At 30.2% G+C, this 21,441-nt stretch carries 21 protein-coding genes, 1 pseudogene and 2 riboswitches; of the genes and pseudogenes, 6 read left to right on the top strand and 16 right to left on the bottom strand.

Annotation, left to right across the window (positions count from 1 at the left end; translation table 11 throughout):
• Positions 1 to 208: 208 nt before the first annotated feature.
• Together amrS and KKC53_03330 are read left to right on the top strand one after the other, a co-directional pair.
• On the top strand, positions 209 to 1,222 hold the full coding sequence (gene amrS, locus KKC53_03335) for an AmmeMemoRadiSam system radical SAM enzyme (protein MBU2598197.1): 1,014 nt from the start codon (positions 209 to 211) through the stop codon (positions 1,220 to 1,222).
• On the top strand, positions 1,219 to 2,556 hold the full coding sequence (locus tag KKC53_03330; protein MBU2598196.1) for an MFS transporter: 1,338 nt from the start codon (positions 1,219 to 1,221) through the stop codon (positions 2,554 to 2,556). Before amrS ends, KKC53_03330 begins: the two co-directional genes overlap by 4 nt.
• A gap of 6 nt (positions 2,557 to 2,562) precedes the next feature.
• On the opposite strand, the gene nth is transcribed toward KKC53_03330, so the two are convergent.
• From nth to KKC53_03315, 3 genes are all read right to left on the bottom strand, one after another.
• Complete coding sequence (gene nth / locus KKC53_03325) at positions 2,563 to 3,207, bottom strand: endonuclease III (GenBank protein ID MBU2598195.1); 645 nt, start codon at positions 3,205 to 3,207, stop codon at positions 2,563 to 2,565.
• Between the two features lie 90 nt (positions 3,208 to 3,297).
• Positions 3,298 to 3,981: a nucleotidyltransferase domain-containing protein gene (locus KKC53_03320; protein ID MBU2598194.1), complete on the bottom strand. Its 684-nt coding sequence runs from the start codon at positions 3,979 to 3,981 to the stop codon at positions 3,298 to 3,300.
• Positions 3,953 to 4,279 carry a hypothetical protein gene (locus KKC53_03315; GenBank protein ID MBU2598193.1) on the bottom strand — a complete coding sequence of 109 codons (327 nt, stop codon included), beginning with the start codon at positions 4,277 to 4,279 and terminating at the stop codon, positions 3,953 to 3,955. The genes KKC53_03320 and KKC53_03315 overlap by 29 nt, the downstream gene beginning before the upstream one ends.
• Positions 4,280 to 4,551: 272 nt before the next feature.
• On the opposite strand from KKC53_03315, the gene KKC53_03310 reads away from it, so the two are divergent.
• Positions 4,552 to 5,736, top strand: a complete 1,185-nt coding sequence (locus tag KKC53_03310; GenBank protein MBU2598192.1) for an MFS transporter — start codon at positions 4,552 to 4,554, stop codon at positions 5,734 to 5,736.
• Positions 5,737 to 6,098: 362 nt separating this feature from the next.
• Positions 6,099 to 6,485: a hypothetical protein gene (locus tag KKC53_03305; GenBank protein MBU2598191.1), complete on the top strand. Its 387-nt coding sequence runs from the start codon at positions 6,099 to 6,101 to the stop codon at positions 6,483 to 6,485.
• A gap of 193 nt (positions 6,486 to 6,678) precedes the next feature.
• On the opposite strand, the gene KKC53_03300 is transcribed toward KKC53_03305, so the two are convergent.
• The 13 genes and pseudogenes from KKC53_03300 to KKC53_03240 form a co-directional block, all read right to left on the bottom strand.
• Positions 6,679 to 8,061 (bottom strand): HAMP domain-containing histidine kinase, encoded by a 1,383-nt coding sequence (locus tag KKC53_03300; GenBank protein ID MBU2598190.1) that lies wholly within the window; start codon positions 8,059 to 8,061, stop codon positions 6,679 to 6,681.
• A pseudogene (locus tag KKC53_03295) lies at positions 8,058 to 8,758 on the bottom strand (response regulator transcription factor). Before KKC53_03295 ends, KKC53_03300 begins: the two are co-directional and overlap by 4 nt.
• A 260-nt stretch (positions 8,759 to 9,018) precedes the next feature.
• Positions 9,019 to 9,792 (bottom strand): YIP1 family protein, encoded by a 774-nt coding sequence (locus KKC53_03290; protein MBU2598189.1) that lies wholly within the window; start codon positions 9,790 to 9,792, stop codon positions 9,019 to 9,021.
• A gap of 182 nt (positions 9,793 to 9,974) precedes the next feature.
• Positions 9,975 to 11,279 carry an ABC transporter permease gene (locus tag KKC53_03285; GenBank protein MBU2598188.1) on the bottom strand — a complete coding sequence of 435 codons (1,305 nt, stop codon included), beginning with the start codon at positions 11,277 to 11,279 and terminating at the stop codon, positions 9,975 to 9,977.
• Between the two features lie 72 nt (positions 11,280 to 11,351).
• The gene (locus KKC53_03280) at positions 11,352 to 12,035 is read right to left on the bottom strand and encodes an ABC transporter ATP-binding protein (protein ID MBU2598187.1); all 684 of its coding nucleotides are present in this window, start codon (positions 12,033 to 12,035) and stop codon (positions 11,352 to 11,354) included.
• 90 nt (positions 12,036 to 12,125) lie between these two features.
• Complete coding sequence (locus tag KKC53_03275; protein MBU2598186.1) at positions 12,126 to 13,391, bottom strand: efflux RND transporter periplasmic adaptor subunit; 1,266 nt, start codon at positions 13,389 to 13,391, stop codon at positions 12,126 to 12,128.
• A 425-nt stretch (positions 13,392 to 13,816) separates the two neighbouring features.
• Positions 13,817 to 14,482 carry a phosphate signaling complex protein PhoU gene (gene phoU / locus KKC53_03270; protein ID MBU2598185.1) on the bottom strand — a complete coding sequence of 222 codons (666 nt, stop codon included), beginning with the start codon at positions 14,480 to 14,482 and terminating at the stop codon, positions 13,817 to 13,819.
• Between the two features lie 18 nt (positions 14,483 to 14,500).
• Positions 14,501 to 15,253, bottom strand: a complete 753-nt coding sequence (pstB, locus tag KKC53_03265) for a phosphate ABC transporter ATP-binding protein (GenBank protein ID MBU2598184.1) — start codon at positions 15,251 to 15,253, stop codon at positions 14,501 to 14,503.
• 237 nt (positions 15,254 to 15,490) lie between these two features.
• Complete coding sequence (gene pstA / locus KKC53_03260; GenBank protein ID MBU2598183.1) at positions 15,491 to 16,345, bottom strand: phosphate ABC transporter permease PstA; 855 nt, start codon at positions 16,343 to 16,345, stop codon at positions 15,491 to 15,493.
• The gene (gene pstC / locus KKC53_03255) at positions 16,342 to 17,226 is read right to left on the bottom strand and encodes a phosphate ABC transporter permease subunit PstC (GenBank protein ID MBU2598182.1); all 885 of its coding nucleotides are present in this window, start codon (positions 17,224 to 17,226) and stop codon (positions 16,342 to 16,344) included. The genes pstA and pstC overlap by 4 nt, the downstream gene beginning before the upstream one ends.
• A gap of 205 nt (positions 17,227 to 17,431) precedes the next feature.
• On the bottom strand, positions 17,432 to 18,289 hold the full coding sequence (locus KKC53_03250) for a phosphate ABC transporter substrate-binding protein (GenBank protein MBU2598181.1): 858 nt from the start codon (positions 18,287 to 18,289) through the stop codon (positions 17,432 to 17,434).
• A 289-nt stretch (positions 18,290 to 18,578) separates the two neighbouring features.
• Positions 18,579 to 19,196, bottom strand: coding sequence for a transposase (locus tag KKC53_03245; protein ID MBU2598180.1), 618 nt, complete (start codon positions 19,194 to 19,196; stop codon positions 18,579 to 18,581).
• A complete protein-coding gene (locus tag KKC53_03240) occupies positions 19,183 to 19,839 on the bottom strand; it encodes a transposase (GenBank protein MBU2598179.1) in 657 nt (218 codons plus the stop codon). The genes KKC53_03245 and KKC53_03240 overlap by 14 nt, the downstream gene beginning before the upstream one ends.
• Before the next feature lie 300 nt (positions 19,840 to 20,139).
• A riboswitch (cyclic di-GMP riboswitch) is annotated at positions 20,140 to 20,224 on the top strand.
• A gap of 426 nt (positions 20,225 to 20,650) precedes the next feature.
• A riboswitch (cyclic di-GMP riboswitch) is annotated at positions 20,651 to 20,733 on the top strand.
• Positions 20,734 to 20,911: 178 nt separating this feature from the next.
• Here KKC53_03240 and KKC53_03235 point away from each other — a divergent pair.
• Both KKC53_03235 and KKC53_03230 read left to right on the top strand, forming a co-directional pair.
• Positions 20,912 to 21,091 (top strand): Flp family type IVb pilin, encoded by a 180-nt coding sequence (locus tag KKC53_03235; GenBank protein MBU2598178.1) that lies wholly within the window; start codon positions 20,912 to 20,914, stop codon positions 21,089 to 21,091.
• A gap of 75 nt (positions 21,092 to 21,166) precedes the next feature.
• The gene (locus KKC53_03230; GenBank protein MBU2598177.1) at positions 21,167 to 21,352 is read left to right on the top strand and encodes a Flp family type IVb pilin; all 186 of its coding nucleotides are present in this window, start codon (positions 21,167 to 21,169) and stop codon (positions 21,350 to 21,352) included.
• Positions 21,353 to 21,441 lie beyond the last annotated feature (89 nt).

Below are 21,441 nucleotides of genomic sequence, written 5' to 3'. Positions count from 1 at the left end.
ATCTTATTTGAGATTGCCACGCCACCTTCAGTGGCTCGCAATGACAATCAGTAAAACATTATCAATGATAACCAGGAATATGCTCGTAATAACAATTAATAATATTCGTTTTTTAAATAGGTGTTATATAATTTTGATATAAAATAGATATTGAAAATAAAAAATTGAAATTCCTAAATGTTAAGACTTTATTTTAAGGTGGATTCTTATGAAAGAAGCTATGCTTTATGAAAAAGTTGGTAATAAAAAAGTACAGTGTAATTTATGTGCGCATCGATGCAAAATAAATGAAGGGAAAAAAGGAATATGTCTCGTTAGGGAAAATAGAGATGGAATTTTATATACACTTGTATATGGTAGAACAATATCTCAAGCTATTGACCCAATTGAAAAGAAACCGTTATTTAACTTTTATCCAGGTACTACTGCTTATTCTATTGCAACTGTTGGTTGTAATTTTAAATGCCAATTTTGCCAAAACTGGGAAATATCTCAGATGGTGAGAGATAAACATCTAATAATGGGCAATGAGGCTTCCCCAGAATCAATTGTTGAGAATGCAAAAAGATATGGAAGTAAAAGTATTGCATATACATATACTGAACCTACTATATTCTTTGAATATGCATACGATACAGCTAAATTAGCTCATGAAGCAGATATTAAAAATGTGTTTGTTACAAATGGTTATATGACTGAGGAAGCATTAAAAGAGATTAATCCTTACTTAGATGCAGCTAATGTGGATTTAAAATCATTTAGCGATGATTTTTACAGAAAGTTATGTGGTGCCCGATTACAACCAGTTTTAGATACTCTAAAATTAATGAAAAAATTGGGAATTTGGGTTGAAGTAACAACACTTATAATCCCCTCACTCAATGATTCACCTGATGAGTTAAGAAAAATAGCAAAATTTATAGTTAATGAATTAGGTGACGATACTCCCTGGCATATAAGCAGATTTTATCCTTCATATAATTTAAAAGACAAACCACCAACACCCATTGATACCATTCACAAGGCAAGAGAGATTGGTTTAAATGAAGGTCTTAAATATGTATATGAGGGAAATGTTCCAGATAGCAAAGGAGAAAGCACATACTGTCCAAACTGTAAGAATTTAGTAATTAAAAGATGGGGATATCAGATAACAAAAAAGGATATTAAAGATGGGATATGCCAGCACTGTGGTTTCAAAATTGATGGTGTAGGCTTATGAAGAGAACAAAAAAGATTGCTTATAGTTTTTGCTCATTTGCTTCTCAATTTGTTTCTAATACATTTGGAACTTATGTAAATTATTTTTATATAGATTTAATGAAACTGAGCCCACAACTCTTCCGTAATGGATGGATTTTATATAGTATATGGAATGCAATTAACGACCCGCTATTTGGACATTTTTCTGATAAAACAAGAACTAAATGGGGCAGAAGAATTCCTTATATTGCATTTAGCATAATTCCATTAGCAATCTGTTTTGCACTTATTTGGTCCCCACCTTTTAGAGTAGAGCGTGGTCAGACAACTCAACTTTTTATTTATTATTTAATTTTTGTTTTTCTCTTCGACACATTTTATACACTAATATTTTTAAACACATCAGCACTTTTTCCAGAAATGTTTACTAATTTAAAAGAAAGAACTGAGGTTGCTGGATACAGGAATTTTCTACTATTTATTGGATTAATAACAGGATCAGCCCTCTCCCCTCTTGTTTATACAAGAATTGGTTGGAGTGGCATGGGAATTTTATATGGATCAATTTTTATCATTATTATGAGTATATCTTTATGGGGAAGCAAAGAGAAAAAAGAATTCAGTATAGAAAAAGCACTTCCTTTCACTCAAGCATTAAAATGCTCCCTTAAAAATCGTTCTTTTATAACCTATGTTTTAGCTAGTTTTTTAGTTCAACTTAGTTTTACAATGCTCATAGCTTGCTTACCCTTCTACACAAAATATGTCTTAAAAGGTACCGATCAAGACAATACAAAAATGTTATTACCTATATTCTTAGTTGCTTTTGCCACAATACTTATATGGAAAAAAATAACTGATAAATTCGGAGCTAAAAAAGCATTTAGGATAGCAATAATAACTTTTTCTATAGCAATAATTCCTCTATTTTTTATAGACAATATAACGACTGGAATGATTGTTTCTGCATTTCTTGGTATAGGTTTAGCTGGTTTAAATTTTCTTTTTGATATCTTACTTTCAGACGTTATTGATGAGGATGAACTTAAAACTGGTGTTAGAAGAGAAGGGATGTATTTCGGAATGCAAGGATTTATAGTAAGAATATCACTTTCAATTCAAGCAATAATGATTTCATTTGTTCTCACTTCAACTGGATATAATGCAGAACTTAAAGTGCAACCATCATCAGTAGCATTAGGACTCCGTTCTCTAATATCTATCGTTCCTATTATTTCTCTGGCTTTAGCTTTCATCTCAATATCATTCTATCCACTATACGGAAAGAAGCTTACAGAAATTAAAGCCAGTTTAGAGAAGCTTCATAAAATAAAAATGGAAAAAATTGAGTAGTTATTTCTAAATATAAAGGTTTTTAGAAGGGCAAAGCTTGTTGAAATCACAATTTAAACAATCAGGCTTTTTTGATTTACATATGTAACGACCATGTAGAATTAAGGAATTTGAAAAGAATATCCACTCGTCCTTTGGAATTACTTTCATTAAATCCAGTTCAATTTTTTCTGCTTTTTCTTCTGAAGTAAGTCCTAAACGTCTTGAAACTCTATTTACATGTGTATCAACAGCAATAGATGGAATATTAAAATGGTTTCCCAAAACAACACTTGCAGTCTTTCTACCCACCCCAGGAAGAGAGACTAAATCTACCATATTATCAGGTACCTTTCCTTCGAAATCTTCTATTAATTTTTTACAACATGCAATAATGTTTTTTGCTTTATTTTTATAAAAACCTGTAGGTTTTATGTCCTGCTCCAACTCAATCGGATTTGCATAAGTATATTCATAAGGTGAAGGATATTTTTTAACAAGATTTTTCATTACCTTATTTACCTGCTTATCCGTGCATTGAGCAGAAAGTATTGTAGCAATCAAAAGCTCAAATGCATTACTACATTTTAGAGCTGTCTTAGCTTCTGGAAAATTTTTATGCAATATTCTTAAAATTTCACTTATTCTTTTCTTACTTTTTTTAAATACCATATCTCTTAAATATTACTTATTTCCTCACCTATTTCTAATATTTCTATTTTCTTAATATGTGATTTTTTTACCCCTCAAAACAGTTATAAACTACTTTCTTAATATTAAAATATTAAGAATATTTATTTCTTCTAATTCTTCAAGTATATTTACTACTTTCTGTTTCCACTTTTTAGGCATAGAATTAAATAATTTTCTTATTATCTCTTCCTCTCCATTTTCTATTAAAGCATTTAATACATGAATAGCTTCTTGCTTTTCTTTAATTTTTTTCCATTCTCTAAATCTTCTGGAAGATACTAAAAGACCATGAAGTGCAAAAGCTGCAGGATGAGGAAGATTTATAGTTAAATTATAGACATTTAACTTTATTATATTATCTACTATAAAACTCATATAGCGTAAAGCTTCTGCTTTTATGCCTAATTGTGGTAAATGAATAGGTTTGTCTGTTCCTCTTCCCTTCTCTGGAACTAAAAACTCTATAATAAGCTCAGGATGTAAAAGCCTAATATAACCTTCTCTATGAAAATCCACAATGAACCCAAGGTCTTTTAATAATTCAGGAATATTTATAGTTTTTTTAGATCTAAATGGAAGTGGGACAAGTATATCAATATCCCTTGTTCTAATCGAAGAGGTGTAATTTTTATTTTGAAAATATTCTTTATAGAAATATATACACCAACTTCCCACTATTATTATTTTATCTAAGATTCCTACTTGTTGAAATCTTTTTAAAATTTCAAGACAAAGATCGTATTTCTTTTCCACGTAAAGCCTTTCTTAAAAAAGCTATCTGCTTATTACTCTGAGATAGATGTTTTCTATATTTTGCACGTAATTTCTTAGCTTCAATATATTTATTTCTCTCACTCTCAGAAATTTTTCCTTTATACATAAACCTTACTTTATTAATTTCTCTACTAGCTAAATAATAGTAATTATGCCCCTTAATCTGTTTTTTGACCAAACATCCCTTAGGAAGTTTGTTTAAAGCCTTTTCATATTGTTTTTTCATTCGAAGAGAATTCTGAAGCTCTTCCTCTAAAATCCCTTTAATTACTTTCATCTCTCCCTCTTTAGTTACCAAACATATCTAAAAAAATAATATACTGTTTGGTAACATTTGTCAAGTAAAAGTTACCAAACAATATTATCAATTATAATAGTTGTTTGGTAAATTATATCATTAATTCCAATAAGAATAAGTAATTAATTAAGTATAAAAATATGATAAAGTACAAATTACTATTATTTAGAATTAATCTTTTTATTAAAAAATAATCATTATTGATAAAATAATTATTATTAAAAATTATAATTAAAAGAAAAATATTATTAATGAATAAAAAATATAAAAAAAGGAAACTAAGAATGGATGAAAGAGAATCAAAAAGAGTGATAAAGATATTTGGCTTGGCTTCATTTTTAAATGATATGGGTTCAGATATGATATATCCAATCTGGCCATTGTTTGTAACAAATGTTCTAAAAGCAAATATGTCAACCTTAGGGTTTATTGATGGTTTGGGTGAAGCTATTGTTTCATTATCCCAGGTAGTCTCTGGTTACATTTCTGACAGGATAAGAAAAAGAAAGATTTTTATCTGGCCAGGATACTTAATGAGTTCTATCTCCAGAGTCGGATATGCCATTTCATCAATATGGCAACATCTTATACCATTTAAAATTTTAGATAGAGCAGGTAAGATAAGAGGCGCACCTAGAGATGCTGAAATAGCTGACCTTTCTACTGATGAGAATCGTGGAAAAAATTTTGGTTTTTTAAGAACAATGGATAATTTAGGAGCAGTGTGTGGAATACTATTATGCCTTCTTCTTTTTAATAAACTTGGATATAGAAACCTGTTCCTAATTGCTGCCATACCCTCTTTTATTGGAGCAATTATCATCTTAATGTTTATAAAAGAAAGACGAGCAGGCATAACAAAGGTATTTAGATCATTAACTCTAAAAGATTTTAATAAGAACCTTATATTATTTCTAATTCTTAGTACAATTTTTGCTTTAGGTGCTTTTAGCTATTCATTTTTATTAATATTTGCAAAAGAACTTGGATTCCAAATTAAATTTATTCCTGTACTTTATTTAATATTTTCAGTTGTAGCAACTTTAACTGCTCTTCCATTTGGCAAGTTATCTGACAAATTAGGAAGGAAACCAATTCTTGTTCTCTCCTACATTTTTTGGATTTTATTATGTATTTGTTTTGCTTTTATTAAAAGCTATTGGGTAATATTTGTAGTCTTTGTTTTATATGGTCTACATAAAGGTTCTTTAGAGCCAGTACAAAGGACTTTAGTTTCTGAACTCTCTCCTACAAAATACAGGGCAAGTATTTTAGGAACTTATCAAATGGTAATTGGACTTTCTGCTTTACCAGCATCTTTTATTGCTGGAATCCTGTGGGATAAAATTAGTATGTCTACCCCATTTATCTTTTCATTAATCTTAACTATCTTAGCTATAATAATGCTATTTTTCGTAAAAGAAAAAAGTAGATAGTTTTTTCATATTTTATGACATGAATGTTACATTACTTGGTAACTATTATGTTATAAATTATAATTTTTTTTTAATTTTATTTTACAATTCCAATAAAATCGAGCAAAATAGAAATTTATTTGTAAAAATTGGAGAGTGTCAAATTATTTTTATAAAAAATCTATTAAATGAATTTTAAGCTACCCCTACTCCTCCCATATAGAAGGGTATAAAGCAGAAATAACCCCAACTCTTCACTTGCCTTTTAATCTAAATAATATCTTAATTATTTCTTCACAATTTCTAAACATTTTTTTGTTATTCTAAAGTTAGTTAATTTGATTAACATTTCTTAATAAAAATGAAGAAAAAAGGAGGCATTTATGTCTACAAAACGAAAAATTCTTATAGGATTACTTATTATATTTGCTGTTGTTGTTATGGTTGGTGGTGGATATGCTCTTTACTATGCTGGATATCGAGTAGGATCTTTAAGTGTAGCTAATTTTGGAGAACGTAGTCATGGTATCTTTCCCTTCCATCGTGGTTTCCCTGCTTCAAATATACTAAAAAGACCTTATGGTCATTTTGGAAGAGGTAATATGCATGGACTTGTTGGTTTCTTTCCTTTCAAGATTATACTGGGAATTGTAGCTATTATAGGAATTACTACTTTTATTTTTGCTGCTGTTATTTATCATAAAAAGATGTTGAAATTGTTTCATATGAAATTGGGAGAACATCCTGTAGATAAAACACCACAACAATAGACTCTAAAGATAATGGTCTATAACTAAGTTGATTATGATATAGCATCAGATTATTTGATAAAAAAGGTGGGGCTTCTAAAAATGTTAGTAGTTTCCACCTCTTTTTGCATATTGATAGCAAAATAAAATATTCACAAAAGTACTGCAAATTTGTATTGTTTTACTTGAAAGAAGAAGTGAAATAATAAATATTTTAAAGTGGAAGTGAAATTTTAAAAGTAGTACCTTTACCGAGTGTACTTTTAACTGATATTGTTCCACCATGTGCTTCTACAATTGATTTTGCAATTGCAAGTCCCAAGCCTGTTTCACCTTCTTTTTGTTTACGAGATTTATCACCTCTGTAGAAGCGCTCAAAAATGTGTGGCAAATCCTTTGGATCAATACCAGCTCCATTATCGTGGATTTTTAGGTGAATTGTATTATTTTTTCCTTTAACTGATACAGGATAATATTTAGCTAATAATATTATCTGTCCTCCCTTTTGTGTATAACGCAATGCATTACTTACCAAATTTCCTAATACCTGTGTCATCCTATCTGGATCTATTTCTATCTTTGGCAAATCCTCTGATGCTTTTACTTCTAAAATAATATCTTGCTTTTTGGTTTGTGTCATATATGCTGATGCAGTTCGTTTTAACAACTTATATGGTGAAACATATCTACGATTCAATGACAATTCTCCAGCATCTGCAAGAGACAATGTTCGCAAATCATCAATTAAGTAACCAAGATGTTGAGCCTCTCTATGTATAACATCATATACTTCTGATTTGCCTTCTAACTTGCCAACACTCAATGCTTCAGTATAACCTAAGATTACACTCAATGGTGTTCGCAAATCATGGGCAATGTTAGTTGTCATCTGGTGACGCAATTTGTTTGATTGTTCCAAATCAGAACTCATTTTATTAAATGAAGAAGCCAGTTCCCCTAACTCATCCTTTGTTCGAACTGGCACCTGGTGCCCTAACTCTCCTTTTGCAATGATTTTTGTTGCAGCAGTAAGTTCACGAATTGGACGAGAAATGTTACGTGCTAACAAAACACCTAATAATAATGCAGTTAATGCAGCAATCAAAGCACTAAAAACAATTACTCCATTTATGCGCTTTAAGAAATTCATCTCTGGTAATTCCAATATGGGGTGGCTACTATTTTCAATTAAATCAAATAATAACCAACCAACTGTTTTTCCACCTATCTCTATTGGTACCCCATTTTTAATATCACTTTGAGTCATCTGCTCTCCCACCTTGTAGTACTGACCACTATATACAACTACTCTACTTGCATCAATAAGTGTTACTGGTACCCAAATGCGTCCCCAATGTCTCCAATGTCCTGTTTTATCACGTACTAAAATTGCACTTATACCTTCCCAACTGTTACTTCCCTTATAGTATTCAGTTAATGTACTAATTAGATCAATTTTATAACGGTTTAAAACAAATTTACCAAATTCAGGTCGCATCCGTTGACCAATGAATAAAGCAACAATCATAACTACAGTTAGACTAATAATGAGAAAGGCTAGTATAAGTTTAATTGATAAAGAACGCATCTTAATCACCTAACTCCCTTAGTTATTTGAGTAGTAAAACGATAACCAACTCCATAAACAGTCTCTATATAACTTGGATCGCTGGGATTTGGCTCGATTTTAGCACGCAAATTCCGTATATGAACATCAATGTTGCGTTCATATCCTTCAAAAGCGCTACCCTGTAAATTGTTAAGCAACTCAAGACGTGAAAAAACCTGACCTGGTTTTGACATTAAGGTAGCTAACAGGTCAAATTCAGAAGGTGTTAAGTCAACATGTTTCTCTCCTATTGTTACAATACGACTTTTACGATTCATTATTATATCTGCTGCACGTAATATTTCTTGTTTAAATGGTTTTTTACCTGTACGACGCAATACAGCACGAATTCTTGCTGTAAGTTCATGCATACTAAATGGTTTTGTAATATAATCATCTGCACCCATTTCAAGTCCTAAAATTTTATCACTTTCTTCCAATTTAGCAGTTAAGATGATAATAGGAATATCTGATTCCTTACTGTAAACTCGAATAAATTCATATCCGCTCATTTCTGGCATCATTAGATCTAAAATTACAAGATCTGGTTTTTCATTGCGTGCTATAAATAGAGCTTCCGTCCACTTGTAGCTGTTAATATACGGAAGCCCTCTTTTGTTAAATAATCTTCTAACAATGTTCGTAATTCTTCTTTATCATCCACTACCAAAATTGTATTAATCATTGAAATCTCTTTTTTTATTACCTCTATGTAGTAACATATCAAATTTATAATATAGTATCAATATTTACACTGTCAACGACTGAGTTAAGCCTCATAAAAAACGAACCATTTCATATCTTTTTATCTTTTATTGCTTAAAGGAAATTTGTAAACTTAATACTTATCATTTTTGAGCTCATTCTGAACTTTAACAAGGAAATTTATAAATTATGAATCCAAGATACTTGCTAATTTTTATAATTATTAATTCATATATTTAGTTATTGGGGGAATATACCACCAAGAAACACCGTACTAATTGAAGATGTTGTTATCACAACAATGATACTTAATATATAAACTACTAAAACTATTGATATGGATTTCCAGACTTTCATTTTGCAGGCAATAGCAATACCTATAATTAAAAGAATTAGACCCCAGAGGATAAATATATCCACTCTTGAGAGAATCATATAAAGAAGATTTGAACTATCAGCAAAAACATTTCCAGATGCTACCAGACCGCTTAAACCGGTGTGCATTATTATTTTTCCTGTAAACAAAGTATAAAACAGATTTACAAGTGTAGAAATTAGTATAGGAACTGAGGATATTACAACTACTGTAAGAATCTTACTGTATTCTGTTTTGTTCCTAAATATATAAATAAGTCCCCAATATACAAGTGCTATAAAAAACCAGCTTATAATTTGTACTAAAGGAGATGCTAACATTGAAATAAATTGCATTACATTTCCAGAAGAACCGACATTGGTAAATTGTTTTAGATAACTTAGTATTTGTCCTTGTGAACCTCCCGTTTTTTTCATAGGACTACCTACCTTTTCTCTCCTTTCTTCAATTTGTGATTCTTTTAATTTCTCAGAAAATCTTATTGCTCTGGGTGTAGCTGTAAAAGAGTAAATTACTATAGTTAGCAAGATGAGCAGTGCAGTAAACCAGTATATTTTAAATCCCCATTTTTTCTCTATTATTCTAAACGCTTTAAAAGGATTAAAAAATGAAAATATAAAAACTTTTAGCGCTTCCAATTATTCCTCCCCTTTACATATCTTTTTATAATATATGGTTATTTATACACTCATTAAAATTTCTGTTATTTACTCTTGTTTCTTTTTAATTTAATTTTTATCTTTTTTCTAAATACAATAAAAACTTATTTTACTTTTACTGAATTATAAAGGATTAATTTTAATACTTTTTATTTCTATGATTATTCATGTCTTAATGCATCAATGGGATCAAGTCTTGCAGCTCTTCTTGCTGGATAAACCCCTGCAATAACTCCAAGCAAAATAGCAAATATAATGGCTCCAAAAAACAGCCAAAATGGAACTTCAAAAAGATTTAAGTTAGAGAGAGAAGCAAGTCCATCTTCTGTATATGTTTGAATAAAATAAGAAGCTATGATATTAAGTCCTTTCCCAAAAATATATCCCGCAATTACACCAAACACTCCACCCATAAAACCAATGGCTCTTGCTTCATAAAGAAATATTTTATTAATATCACTATTTGATGCTCCAACGGCTTTCATTATCCCTATTTCTCTAAATCTTTCATAAATGGACATAACCAATGTATTAACTATTCCAATTGCAGCAACAAAAAGTGCAATTGCTCCTAAGGCTCCCAGTACTCCTGTTAATATAGTAAATATTGTAGATATAGTTCCTAAAATCTGTTCCATGGACATGGCATTAAATCCCATTTCATTTATCTTTTCAACTATACTATCCACTTTTTCCACAGATTCTGAAAATACCTGTATTGCTGTATACTCTCCTTCCCTTAGAGCAAAGGATTCACCTCTTGATGCTTTTTGTAGACGCTCTGCAAATTCAATAGGAACAAATATAGATAAATCATAATCCGGATAAGATTGCTCAAGAATTCCAACCACTATAACTGGAAATTTAGTAATTGAAGTTCCTCCTTCTCTACTATATTGTTCAACTATAATCCTGCCTTTTTGTCCAAGAAGTTCTATTTCATCAACACTCTTTTCCGTATTTATATCATAGAAAGTTTTATTTATATCACTCCCTACTATTATGTATCTTAGATCTGTCTCTTTAAACTTTTCTCCAAACTCAATATCAAGCTGTTTTAACATATCGTCATTTGCACCAACTGTGCTTGCCTGTGAAATATAATTGCCAATCTGTAGTTTTGCATCTTTTAAAGTTATTAGTGGACATATACCTTCAACACCTTCAATTTCGCTTATTTCTTTGATAATCTTATCATCTAAGGGTACTTCTTCAGCTTCCGTAGGTTTTGTTCCATGGATTGGACCCATTACCCTAGCTAATTTTTGTGGATATACCTGTATGCTTTTTGCTAATCCCACACTCTCAAATTGACCTGTTATGCTTTTCTGAAAGCCTGTTCCAATACCAACCAAAGCAACTATTGCTGCAGTTCCAACAATTACACCTATAACTGTAAGAGCTGTTCTTATCTTCATTCTTTTTAGATTTTTTATTACTATTTTAATTAAGTCTGAAAATTTCATGTCTCTTTTAATTATTTATATTTTTATTTCTTTTAATGAAATTAAAAATTTTTATTTTAATTGCTTATCTGTTTAAACCTTTCCTTCTTCTATTTTTACTATTTTTCCATCACTTAGATAAACTCTTCTGTCTGAATAATATGATATATAAATATCATGTGTTACTACTATTAAGGTTCTTTTCATCTCCTCATTGATAGTTTTTAATACATCCATTATCCCTTTCCCTGTTTTTGAATCTAAGTTTCCAGTTGGCTCATCAGCTAAAATTATCTCAGGTTCATTTATAATTGCTCTTGCTATAGATACCCTTTGTTGCTCTCCGCCTGATAGCTCTGTTGGATTATGTTTTAATCTATCACCTAAACCTAATTTTTCAAGAACTTCTTCAGACCTTTTCAACCTTTCTATCCTTGAAATACCACTAAATATCATTGGGTATTCAACATTCTCAAGAGCTGTTAATGTAGGAATAAGATTAAATGATTGAAAGACAAATCCAACCATATTCTTCCTGTAATTAGCCATCTCATTATCAGAATAGGTTGAGATATCAATCTCATCTACTATAATCTTTCCAATTGTTGGTTTCAATAATCCACCAATTAGGTTTAATAATGTTGATTTTCCAGAACCAGATGTTCCAATTACCGATAGAAATTCACCTCTTTTTATCTTTAAATTTATATTATCTAAGGCTTTTATTACACTACTGCCCATCTTGAATTCTTCAGATACATTTTCAAGTTCAACAATGTAGTTACTTTCTTTTTTTAAGTTATTCTTAGAGATTACTTTATTAATGATCATATCTTTTCTCTTCATAAAGCCTTTAAACTTCTTTATTTATTCAGCTATTTGAATTAATACTTTATCACCTTCTTTTAGACCTGAGAGTATTTCTGTATTTACTTCATCAGAATATCCTGTTTCAATCTCTACTTCTCTCTTTTCTTCTTTAATTACTAATGTAACGAATTTTTTATTGTCTCTTTCTGTTATTGTATTATTTGGTAAAATTAAAACATTCTTTCTTCCCTCAATCTCTATATCTATTGTTGCGCTCATTAGTGCCCTGATTTTAAGTCCTTTGTTATCTTTAATATTAAATCTAACCTCATATGTTACAGCTCCTGTTGATTCATCACCTACCTGTGATATATAGTAAATATTTCCAGTTAGTTCTTCATCGGGATATGTATCAAGCACTACTGTTACTTCCTGCCCCTCTTTTAACTTCCCAATATCAATCTCGTCAACATCTGCCTCTATATGAATTTTTGATAAATCTGTAATTGTTACTTGAGTTGTTGTTTGAGCCTCTATTTCTTGTCCAACCTTTACTTCTAAATAGGTTATCGTTCCATCTATAGGAGATGTTAAGATTAAATCCTCTAACTCTCTTTTTGCTTCTGATACTGTTCTTTTTAGATTTTCTATCTCTACTTCTGAATTTATTTTTATAGTATTTAGATTATTGACTGAATTCCAGTATGTATCATGAGCCTTTTCCAGGCTAATCTTATCTGATTGCTTGTTTACAGAATCCTGGTATTTATCTGCAGTTCTTTCTTCACCAGTTGCACCTGCAGGTGGTTTCTGCTGATCATATAGCTGACTTTTCTTCTGATTTAATATCCAGATGTTATGACTTGCCTTATCAGCATTATCTACTGCATCTTGAGCTACCTTTATCTCTTGATTAGTTCTCTGTTTTGCATTATTTAAGTCCTTTTCATAATTTTCTAAGGCTATTTCTAAATCTTCATTTTTAAGAGTAGCTATAATATCTCCCTTTCTTACAACATCACCTTCTTTTACATTAACATCTTCAACTGTCCCAGTAGTTTTAAAACTAACATCCATTTCATTTTTAGGAACAACTTCTCCTATTATTGATATTGTTTCTCCTAAATCTCCCACTTCTACTATTGCAGTTTCCTCTTCACTGACTTTTGTTCCAAAAAGTGGCGCACAGCTTATATTTGTTACAATGCTCACAAAAAAGGCTATGATAAGTATTGTAAGCACTTTTAATTTAGTTTTCTTATTTAATTTATTATTTTTAATATTTAATCTACTCAATGTTCTGATATCCGTTTTTGTGATCATTTCTTCTCCTTATATATTTAATAATTTTAATATTTTACGTGTATTGTTAATGAGTTAGACTCTCTATGTAAAACAAGTAATCCTATAAGAATTTTTAGTTTTGTGGACATAAATGCCTCCTTTTTCACTGTTCTCTTTTTATCAGTCAAATTGGACTGATAAAAGGATACCAAAAGAATGTTTAGAAATTATGAAGAAATAATTAAGATATTATTTAGATTAAAAGGCAAGTGAGGAGTTGGGTTACTCTGCTCACCTTATCAGAAAGTCAATAGAAGATGCAACTAATTTGTTTAAAGAAAAGGCATATTGTAAAAAATCTTACAATTATTTATTAATAAAGGAATGTAATATTACAAAACTTGACATTCTAATATAACTCTTAAAATTGATTCAAAGAAATGTTATATTGCAAGACCTTATCCCTAATATCTTGAGACTTCTATTTCTTCCATAACACCTGTGACAAGATAAATTATGCGCTCACAAATATTAGTAACACGGTCAGCAATTCTTTCCAAATGACGAGAAACCCATATTAGATATGTAGAACCAGTGATTTTTTTTGGATCTTCAAGCATAAAGGTTATAAGTTCACGATAAACCTGTTCATGAAGATTATCAATTATATCATCTTCACTACATATCTCTCTTGCAGTATTTTCATCTCTTTTTATTAATGCTTCAAGACTTCTTTTAATCATACTATTAACTTTTTCAGCCATTCTCGGAATATCAATTAAAGGTTTTATCAATGGTTTATCACCATACATAATAACAACTCTTGCAATTCCTTCAGCATGATCACCCATACGTTCTAATTCCGTAATGATATTTAAAATTGTGATTAATGTCCTTAAGTCAGTAGCTACAGGTTGTTGAGTGGATATTAGATTGATGCACTTTTCTTCAATATCCCATCTTCTCTTATTTATGAGAAGATCATCGTTTATTATATTTTTAGCTTTGTCCAGATCACGAGACTTTAGTGCTTCAATAGAACGGTTTATAGCAGTAATTACCATCTCTCCCATTTCAATAATTTCCTTTTCAAGTTCTTTTAATTTTTCTTGAAAAACCTCTCTTACCATAGTTATTGCCTCCTTGTTTTATGCAAAACGACCACTAATATAATCATCTGTAAGTTTCTCTTTGGGTCTAGTAAATATTTGATTTGTATCTCCAAACTCAATAATTTTACCCATATATAGAAATCCAGTAAAATCTGAAACTCTTGATGCTTGTTGCATATTATGAGTAACTAATATAATAGTATATTGCTCTTTTAGTTCCTTCATTAATTCTTCTATCTTTAACATACTTGTGGGATCTAAAGCAGAACAGGGTTCATCCATTAAAATAACTTCCGGTTGAATAGCAAGAGTTCTGGCAATGCATAATCTCTGTTGTTGCCCTCCAGAAAGTTCCAAAGCAGAACTATTAAGTTGAAATTTAACCTCCCCCCAAAGACCACTGTCTCTCAGACTTTTTTCCACTATCTCAGTAATCTCTCTTTTGTTTTTGATACCATCAATTTTAAGTCCAAAAGCAACATTTTCAAATATTGATTTTGGGAAAGGATTTGGTTTCTGGAAAATCATCCCTATTTTTCTTCTAATCGCTACAACATCAGCATCATCTGCATTTATATCTTTTTCATTAAAAAGTATTTGTCCTTTGACTCTTGCATTTGGGATAAGATCGTTTAGTCTGTTTATAGATCTTAATAAACTGGTCTTTCCACAACCTGATGGACCAATGATTGCAGTAATCTTATTTTCTGGAATATACAGATTTATCTTATCAATGACCTTATTCTCACCATAGAATAAACTCAAGTCCTTCATCACAATCTTATCCATATAGTTTAAAACCTCCATAAAACTACAATTTTTTTATACTTTTATATACTTTTACTCTATGCAGTATTATCTTTTGCATATTCTTATTTATAAAACTCTAAATAAGTTATTTCTATATTTACCTCTGAGAGAGATTCTTCGTCGCTTCACTCCTCAGAATGACAAAATTCAGATTTTTCCTAAGTTTTATTTTAACTCAAAGCCTTAGTTTTAGAGTTATCCTATATTAAAATTAAGTTATATTTTATATTTTCTTCCAAGTCGATATCTTATGATAATGGCGGCTAAGTTTAACAAAAATACTATTGCTATTAATACTAAAGTTGTGCCATAAGCCAAGGGTCTAACCTGTTCAATAGCATGATGCTGTGTGGATAAAATATATATATGATAAGGAAGAGCCATAAACTGATCAAAAACTGAACTAGGTAACCAAGGCAGGAAGAAAGCAACACCAGTAAAAAGAATTGGAGCGGTCTCCCCTATTGCTCTTGAAAGTCCTAAGATACTGCCTGTCAATATCCCAGGAAATGCATATGGTAAAACATTTGAACGAATAGTCTGCCACTTTGTCGCACCTAAAGCTAAAGATCCTTCCCTATATGATTGTGGTACAATTTTAAGAGCCTCTTCAGAAGTAGCAATAATCCAAGGCAATGTTAATAATCCTAAAGTAAGTCCTGAGGATAATACTGATGTCCCAAAATTTAATCCTTGCACAAATATTACTACACCAAATAAACCGTAAACAATTGAAGGAATACCAGCTAAATTTCTAATTGCAGCACTAACAAGACGAGTAAGTCTTCCCTCTACTGCATATTCACTCAAATATATTGCTGCTGAAATACCAAGTGGAATTGAAAATAGTGTAGTTATAACTGTTACGAATATTGTTCCAATAATTGCTGGAAATATTCCTCCTTTAGTCATTCCTTCTTTAGGAAAATCAAACAAGAAGGTCAAACTAATAGCTCTAAATCCTTTTATGGCAATATCAAATACAATAATACTTAATATTAATACAACGACAAGAGCAGAGAGTCTGAGTAAACTAAATCCTATTATCCCTCTTAATCTCTTTAGTTTCATACTTTAGCACCTCGATATTTAGAAGTCACTATCTCTGCAATTAGATTAACTCCTAAACTTATTAGAAAAAGAGTTGCACCAACAGCAAATAATGCATAATAATGGGTTGTACCATAAGGAACCTCCCCCATTTCAATAGCTATTGTAGCTGTTATTGTTCTTACAGAATCAAAAAAACTATGTGGCATTGCTGAAGCATTTCCAGTAGCCATTAAAACTGTCATAGTTTCTCCAATTGCTCTACCAATTCCTAACATAATGGATACTATAATTCCTGAATAAGCAGCTGGAATCGTAACTTTAATTAAAGTCATCCATCTATTTGCTCCAAGTGCATAAGACGCCTCCTTATATTCCTTTGGAACTTCTCTTATTGCATCCTCTGAAACGCTAATAATAGTGGGTAAGGACATAACTGCTAAAAGAATAGAACCATTTAGAGCATTTAAACCGGATGACAATCCAAAAACCCTGGCTATAAAAGGTCCAACTAAAACAATTCCTATGAAACCAATAACAACTGATGGAATCCCTGCTAAAATTCCCATAATTGTCTTTAAAATGTCCCTTGTCCTTTGACTTGCAATTTCAGCAATATAAGCAGCAGCACCAATACCAAGTGGCACTGCAATTATCATAGCACCTAAAGTAACCATAAAAGTGCTCACAATCATGGAGAGAATTCCATAAGAAGATTCTCCGTAAGCAGAAGGGTTCCAGACAGTTCCAAAGAAAAAATCAGAAAATCTAACATCTCTGAATGTTTGTAATCCATTTAAAAGAAGCATTAAAAAGATACCTAAAAGAATAATAACCGCTAAAATTCCTGTTAGAAAAAAGAAATAATATATTGCTTTCTCTTTAATCCTTTTCAAGTTCATTGCTTTTATAATTTTATTTTTCATATTATACAAATAAATATAATTTCATGTATTAAATTAATTTCAATATTTTTATTTCGAAATTAAGTAGATAAATTGAATTTCATATTCAATATATACTATTAACAAACTAATTTTACAGTCCTGTTTGAAAAAAGAACATAAAAAATTTTTTAGTAAAAAATTATATTTTAAAATAATTAAGTTATTCGAAAATTCCTAAGCTTTCATTAATTTCCATATATTCAGATGTTACAGGATAGTAACCTTCCTTCATAACTAAATCCTGTCCCCTATCACTTAATTCAAAAAGTATGAGATTTAGTATGTTGCCCTTGGGTTTACCATCTGTATATTGATATAGGGGTCTTACAATAGGATAAAGTCCAGATTTCACATTCTCAGGATCTAAAGGAGAAACAAAAGGAGAATTTATATCTTTTGCTATTTCTAAAGATTTTATTCCAGATAATGTATTGCCTTTATCATCTATTATATAACCAATGCCCACATACCCAATTCCTGCCTTATCCTTTCTAACTGCTTCTACAATCTGTGCAGTTCCATTCATACTTCTAACCTTAGGAGAATAATCTCCCTTAATTACATTATCCCTTAAATAGATATATGTTCCTGAATTGCTTTGCCTACCATACATTGAAATTCCAAGATCAGGACCACCTACTTCCTTCCAATTAGTAACTTCTCCCCTATAAATCTGACTTATCTCATCAAGTGTTAAAGATTCTACAGGAAGACTTTCATGCACAATCAGAGCCAATCCATCTAAGGCAAAAACAATGGCTACTGGATCAACCCCATTATCTTTTGCCAACTTTATCTCTTCATCCTTCATAGCACGAGAGGAATTCGCTATATCTGTTTGCTTGTTAATTAGGGAAGCAATTCCTGTTCCAGACCCTCCTCCTGTAATTGCAATATAAATTTGATGATCCTTCATAAATTCTTCTGCCAACCTCTGAACAAGATTAACCTCTGTATCTGAGCCTTTAATCTGGATAAAGGCATCACTAGCTTCTCTTCTAGCACACCCTGCCAGCATTACTAAAAGCAAAAAAAGTGTTGTAATCTTTATTAAGGAAATAAACCTAATACTCATTGAAACTTGTTTTATTATTAATTTGCAAATTCAAATTCCACTACTTATGTTTTATTTATTTTATTTTATTTTACTTTTTAAAACCGCAAAGAAATTCAGCTGCTTAAATTTTAGCAAATCCAGGAAATTTATAAAATTAAAAAAGAAAAATTTATAAAACTTCATTAATTATGAATTATACAAATTATATAAATTTTTTTAAATTGAGTCAATCCCAATTTTTCTGTAAAATTCAAAGAGTCACCAACTCCTTCTCTTTTTTTATTTCATTTCTTATGTCATTTATCTCTCTCATGAAATATTCATCAACATCTAAATTTTCATCTTCTTTTAGCATTCTCATATATCTTCTATTAGTTTGCCATTCCTCATCTATTTCCATAAGTAGAGAGCAAGCATATCTAATACACGATTCTCTGTTTGGAAATATGCCAACAACTCTAGAACGTCTCTTTAACATAGAATTTAGAGTTCCTTCTATTATATTAGTAGTTCTAATCTTTCTGTGATGATTTTCTGGATAACTGTAAAATGTTAATGTTTCTTCTACATTTTCATCTAAAAGTTTTGATAGCTTAGGATAAATATTTCTGTATTTATCTGATATTAAATTTGCTATCTTTAATGCCATCTCTTTATTAGGGCAACTATATATTGCCTTTATGTATTTACTCAACAGCTTTCTTTCCTTTGCAGGTACATAAGATAATAAATTTCTCTCAAAATGAACCATACATCTTTGATGGGCAGTTCCTGCAAACTCTTCAGTAAGTACTTTAACTAGTCCCTTATTATTATCTGATGTAGTAAGATTTACTGTTTTTAGTCCTCTTTCTTTAAGACTTAATATATGTTCTCTTTAAGGACTCTTCACTCTCATCAATTTTCATATCTACTCCTAATATCTTCCTATAACCGGTCATATCTACTGCCACACTAATTAATAGAGGTCTTTTTACAACAGAACTGTTTTCTCTTACATAAAAGTAACAAGCATCTGGAATAATGTAAGCATAATTTTTACTTAATTTCTCATTACGCCAGGACTTTATCATAGGATCTAGCTCTTTCATTAGTCTTGAAACTGTTGATTTAGAAAAACTTAAATCAGATGATAGCTTGCCTATTATCTTTTTCACCTTATTTGTAGATACTCCATCTATCACCATCTGTTGAATTGTTAACATCAATGCCTTCTCACTTCTCTGATAATATTCAAACACATTTGTATTAAAGGGAAATTCCCTTATCTGGGGCTTTAATAACTCCATCTTACCTAATCTAGTATTAAAAGTTCTCTTTTTGTATCCATTTCTACTTCCTTTTCTTTGTTTTTCATCTCTTATGTACTCTTTAACACCAATCTGTTCATCTCTTTCCATTTCCATTACTTTCTGCAGTATGTAGTTTGAAAGTTTCTTCATAAAATCAGAATCTTTTTCTACTGCTTCTTGATAAATTTCTTTTAATTTAGTAATATTTACTTGGGTCATCTGGTTACCTCCTTTTTAAATGTTTTTTAAACATTATGAAGGATTTTGATGACCCATTCAAATTTTCAAAGATCAATTTTACAGAAAATATAACACAGTCCCTTTAAATCTGAAATTAAGATTTAATATTAATAATATATAATATTAAGGCTTTAGATATTAGAAATTTTTATAAAATAGATAAAATTTATAAAAAATTTAAAAAATTTTTATAAAAATACTTTACAATTAGAAAAAATATGTTATAATAACTCTAATTTTAAATTAAATTGTTCTTTTAAAAATTAATAGAAATAACTTATTAGAAATAGAGGCTATGAATCACATCCAGTAATTTGGGCACTTAGGGTGTGAAGAGCTAGTAGTGCAACCGGCTATTTTTAAATAATTGCCATTTAGCCTCTAAACTAAATGGCTTTTTTATTCTCTAATCAATTTTTATTGATAATACTGACTCTTTAGCCTCTATAAGAAAAAGTTCTTTGTTTTATAAATTCAAATTAAATAAAATAATCCAATTTGAGAATTTGATATTATTAAATTAATATTTTATACTTATAATCTAAAAAAATTTTCTCAAAAGTAGATGCTTGAGGAAGGTGGAGCTAATAGCGTACCCGACTAAAAAATCCAATTTAATAATATATATGGTTTATTGGAAAGTAACTGTATAGGAGGAAATGCAAATTAATATAACTGTCAAAAAATTTAGAAAAAAAATGATAATATTCTATTTTGGTTTGAAAATTTTTTAAAAAAATTCTTGCTTTTTTTATAAAAAGATGATATATATAAAAACTAAATATAAGAAAAAAATTAAGGAAGCTTTGAAGTGGGATTTAATCTGGGTACTTATATCTCATAGAGCTTATGGTACAACCGGCCTTAAAAACATCAAATAATTTTTAGCCGGTTTTTATTTTTTTAAGAAGAGATAATAAAGATTAAAAAATTAATTAATAAAATTTTTTAGTAATTTTAATAATTAACTAAAAGGAGATTAATGTCTGCATCTTTGATAAATCTAAATAAAAAATTGAAAAAATTAAAATTTAGAAAAAAGAGGCGATAAATGAGCTCTTTAATTAGATGGTTTATGACCTCTATAAAAAAAGAGAGAGGAGCAACTGCAATAGAATATGCTCTTATGGTTGCACTTATTGCTGTAGCTATAATTGTTACTGTTGGGCTTCTTGGTGGACAGATAAATACGGTATTCCAAAATATAATAGATTCTCTTGGTGGAACTTAATAAGGCTCTTATCAATTCCGGTGGTCAATGACAAAATGGAAAAATTAAATAAATTCATATCAAAGGAGGTGAAAAATGGGCTTTTTAATCAAGTGGCTTATGACCTATATAAGAAGGGAGGAAGGGGCAACTGCCATAGAATATGCTCTTATGGTCGCACTTATTGCTGTAGCTATAATTATTACTGTTACTGCTCTCGGTGGACAGCTAAATGCTGTATTCACTTATATAAAAGACGCTCTTGACACTGCTACTCCTTAATGTACTTATTATCAATTCTGGAGGTTAATGAGAAACCTGCTTGTAAAATTGCAATGCCATCACAGGCAGGTTTCTTAGCCAATCTTTAA

The sequence above is a fragment of the Actinomycetota bacterium genome, assembly GCA_018830725.1.
In the GTDB taxonomy this organism is placed as follows: domain Bacteria; phylum Actinomycetota; class Humimicrobiia; order JAHJRV01; family JAHJRV01; genus JAHJRV01.
The sequence above is the reverse complement of the archived record's forward strand: the minus strand, read 5'-3'. Positions and strand labels throughout refer to the sequence as shown.

What these genes read in the sequence shown, in the direction of transcription:
- amrS (MBU2598197.1), top strand. Translation starts at nt 209, where the DNA reads ATGAAAGAAGCTATGCTTTATGAAAAAGTTGGTAATAAAAAAGTACAG.
- KKC53_03330 (MBU2598196.1), top strand. Translation starts at nt 1,219, where the DNA reads ATGAAGAGAACAAAAAAGATTGCTTATAGTTTTTGCTCATTTGCTTCT.
- nth (MBU2598195.1), bottom strand. Translation starts at nt 3,207, where the DNA reads ATGGTATTTAAAAAAAGTAAGAAAAGAATAAGTGAAATTTTAAGAATA.
- KKC53_03315 (MBU2598193.1), bottom strand. Translation starts at nt 4,279, where the DNA reads ATGAAAGTAATTAAAGGGATTTTAGAGGAAGAGCTTCAGAATTCTCTT.
- KKC53_03310 (MBU2598192.1), top strand. Translation starts at nt 4,552, where the DNA reads ATGAATAAAAAATATAAAAAAAGGAAACTAAGAATGGATGAAAGAGAA.
- KKC53_03305 (MBU2598191.1), top strand. Translation starts at nt 6,099, where the DNA reads ATGTCTACAAAACGAAAAATTCTTATAGGATTACTTATTATATTTGCT.
- KKC53_03285 (MBU2598188.1), bottom strand. Translation starts at nt 11,279, where the DNA reads ATGAAATTTTCAGACTTAATTAAAATAGTAATAAAAAATCTAAAAAGA.
- KKC53_03275 (MBU2598186.1), bottom strand. Translation starts at nt 13,391, where the DNA reads ATGATCACAAAAACGGATATCAGAACATTGAGTAGATTAAATATTAAA.
- phoU (MBU2598185.1), bottom strand. Translation starts at nt 14,482, where the DNA reads ATGGTAAGAGAGGTTTTTCAAGAAAAATTAAAAGAACTTGAAAAGGAA.
- pstB (MBU2598184.1), bottom strand. Translation starts at nt 15,253, where the DNA reads ATGGATAAGATTGTGATGAAGGACTTGAGTTTATTCTATGGTGAGAAT.
- pstA (MBU2598183.1), bottom strand. Translation starts at nt 16,345, where the DNA reads ATGAAACTAAAGAGATTAAGAGGGATAATAGGATTTAGTTTACTCAGA.
- pstC (MBU2598182.1), bottom strand. Translation starts at nt 17,226, where the DNA reads ATGAACTTGAAAAGGATTAAAGAGAAAGCAATATATTATTTCTTTTTT.
- KKC53_03250 (MBU2598181.1), bottom strand. Translation starts at nt 18,289, where the DNA reads ATGCTGGCAGGGTGTGCTAGAAGAGAAGCTAGTGATGCCTTTATCCAG.
- KKC53_03240 (MBU2598179.1), bottom strand. Translation starts at nt 19,839, where the DNA reads ATGACCCAAGTAAATATTACTAAATTAAAAGAAATTTATCAAGAAGCA.
- KKC53_03235 (MBU2598178.1), top strand. Translation starts at nt 20,912, where the DNA reads ATGAGCTCTTTAATTAGATGGTTTATGACCTCTATAAAAAAAGAGAGA.
- KKC53_03230 (MBU2598177.1), top strand. Translation starts at nt 21,167, where the DNA reads ATGGGCTTTTTAATCAAGTGGCTTATGACCTATATAAGAAGGGAGGAA.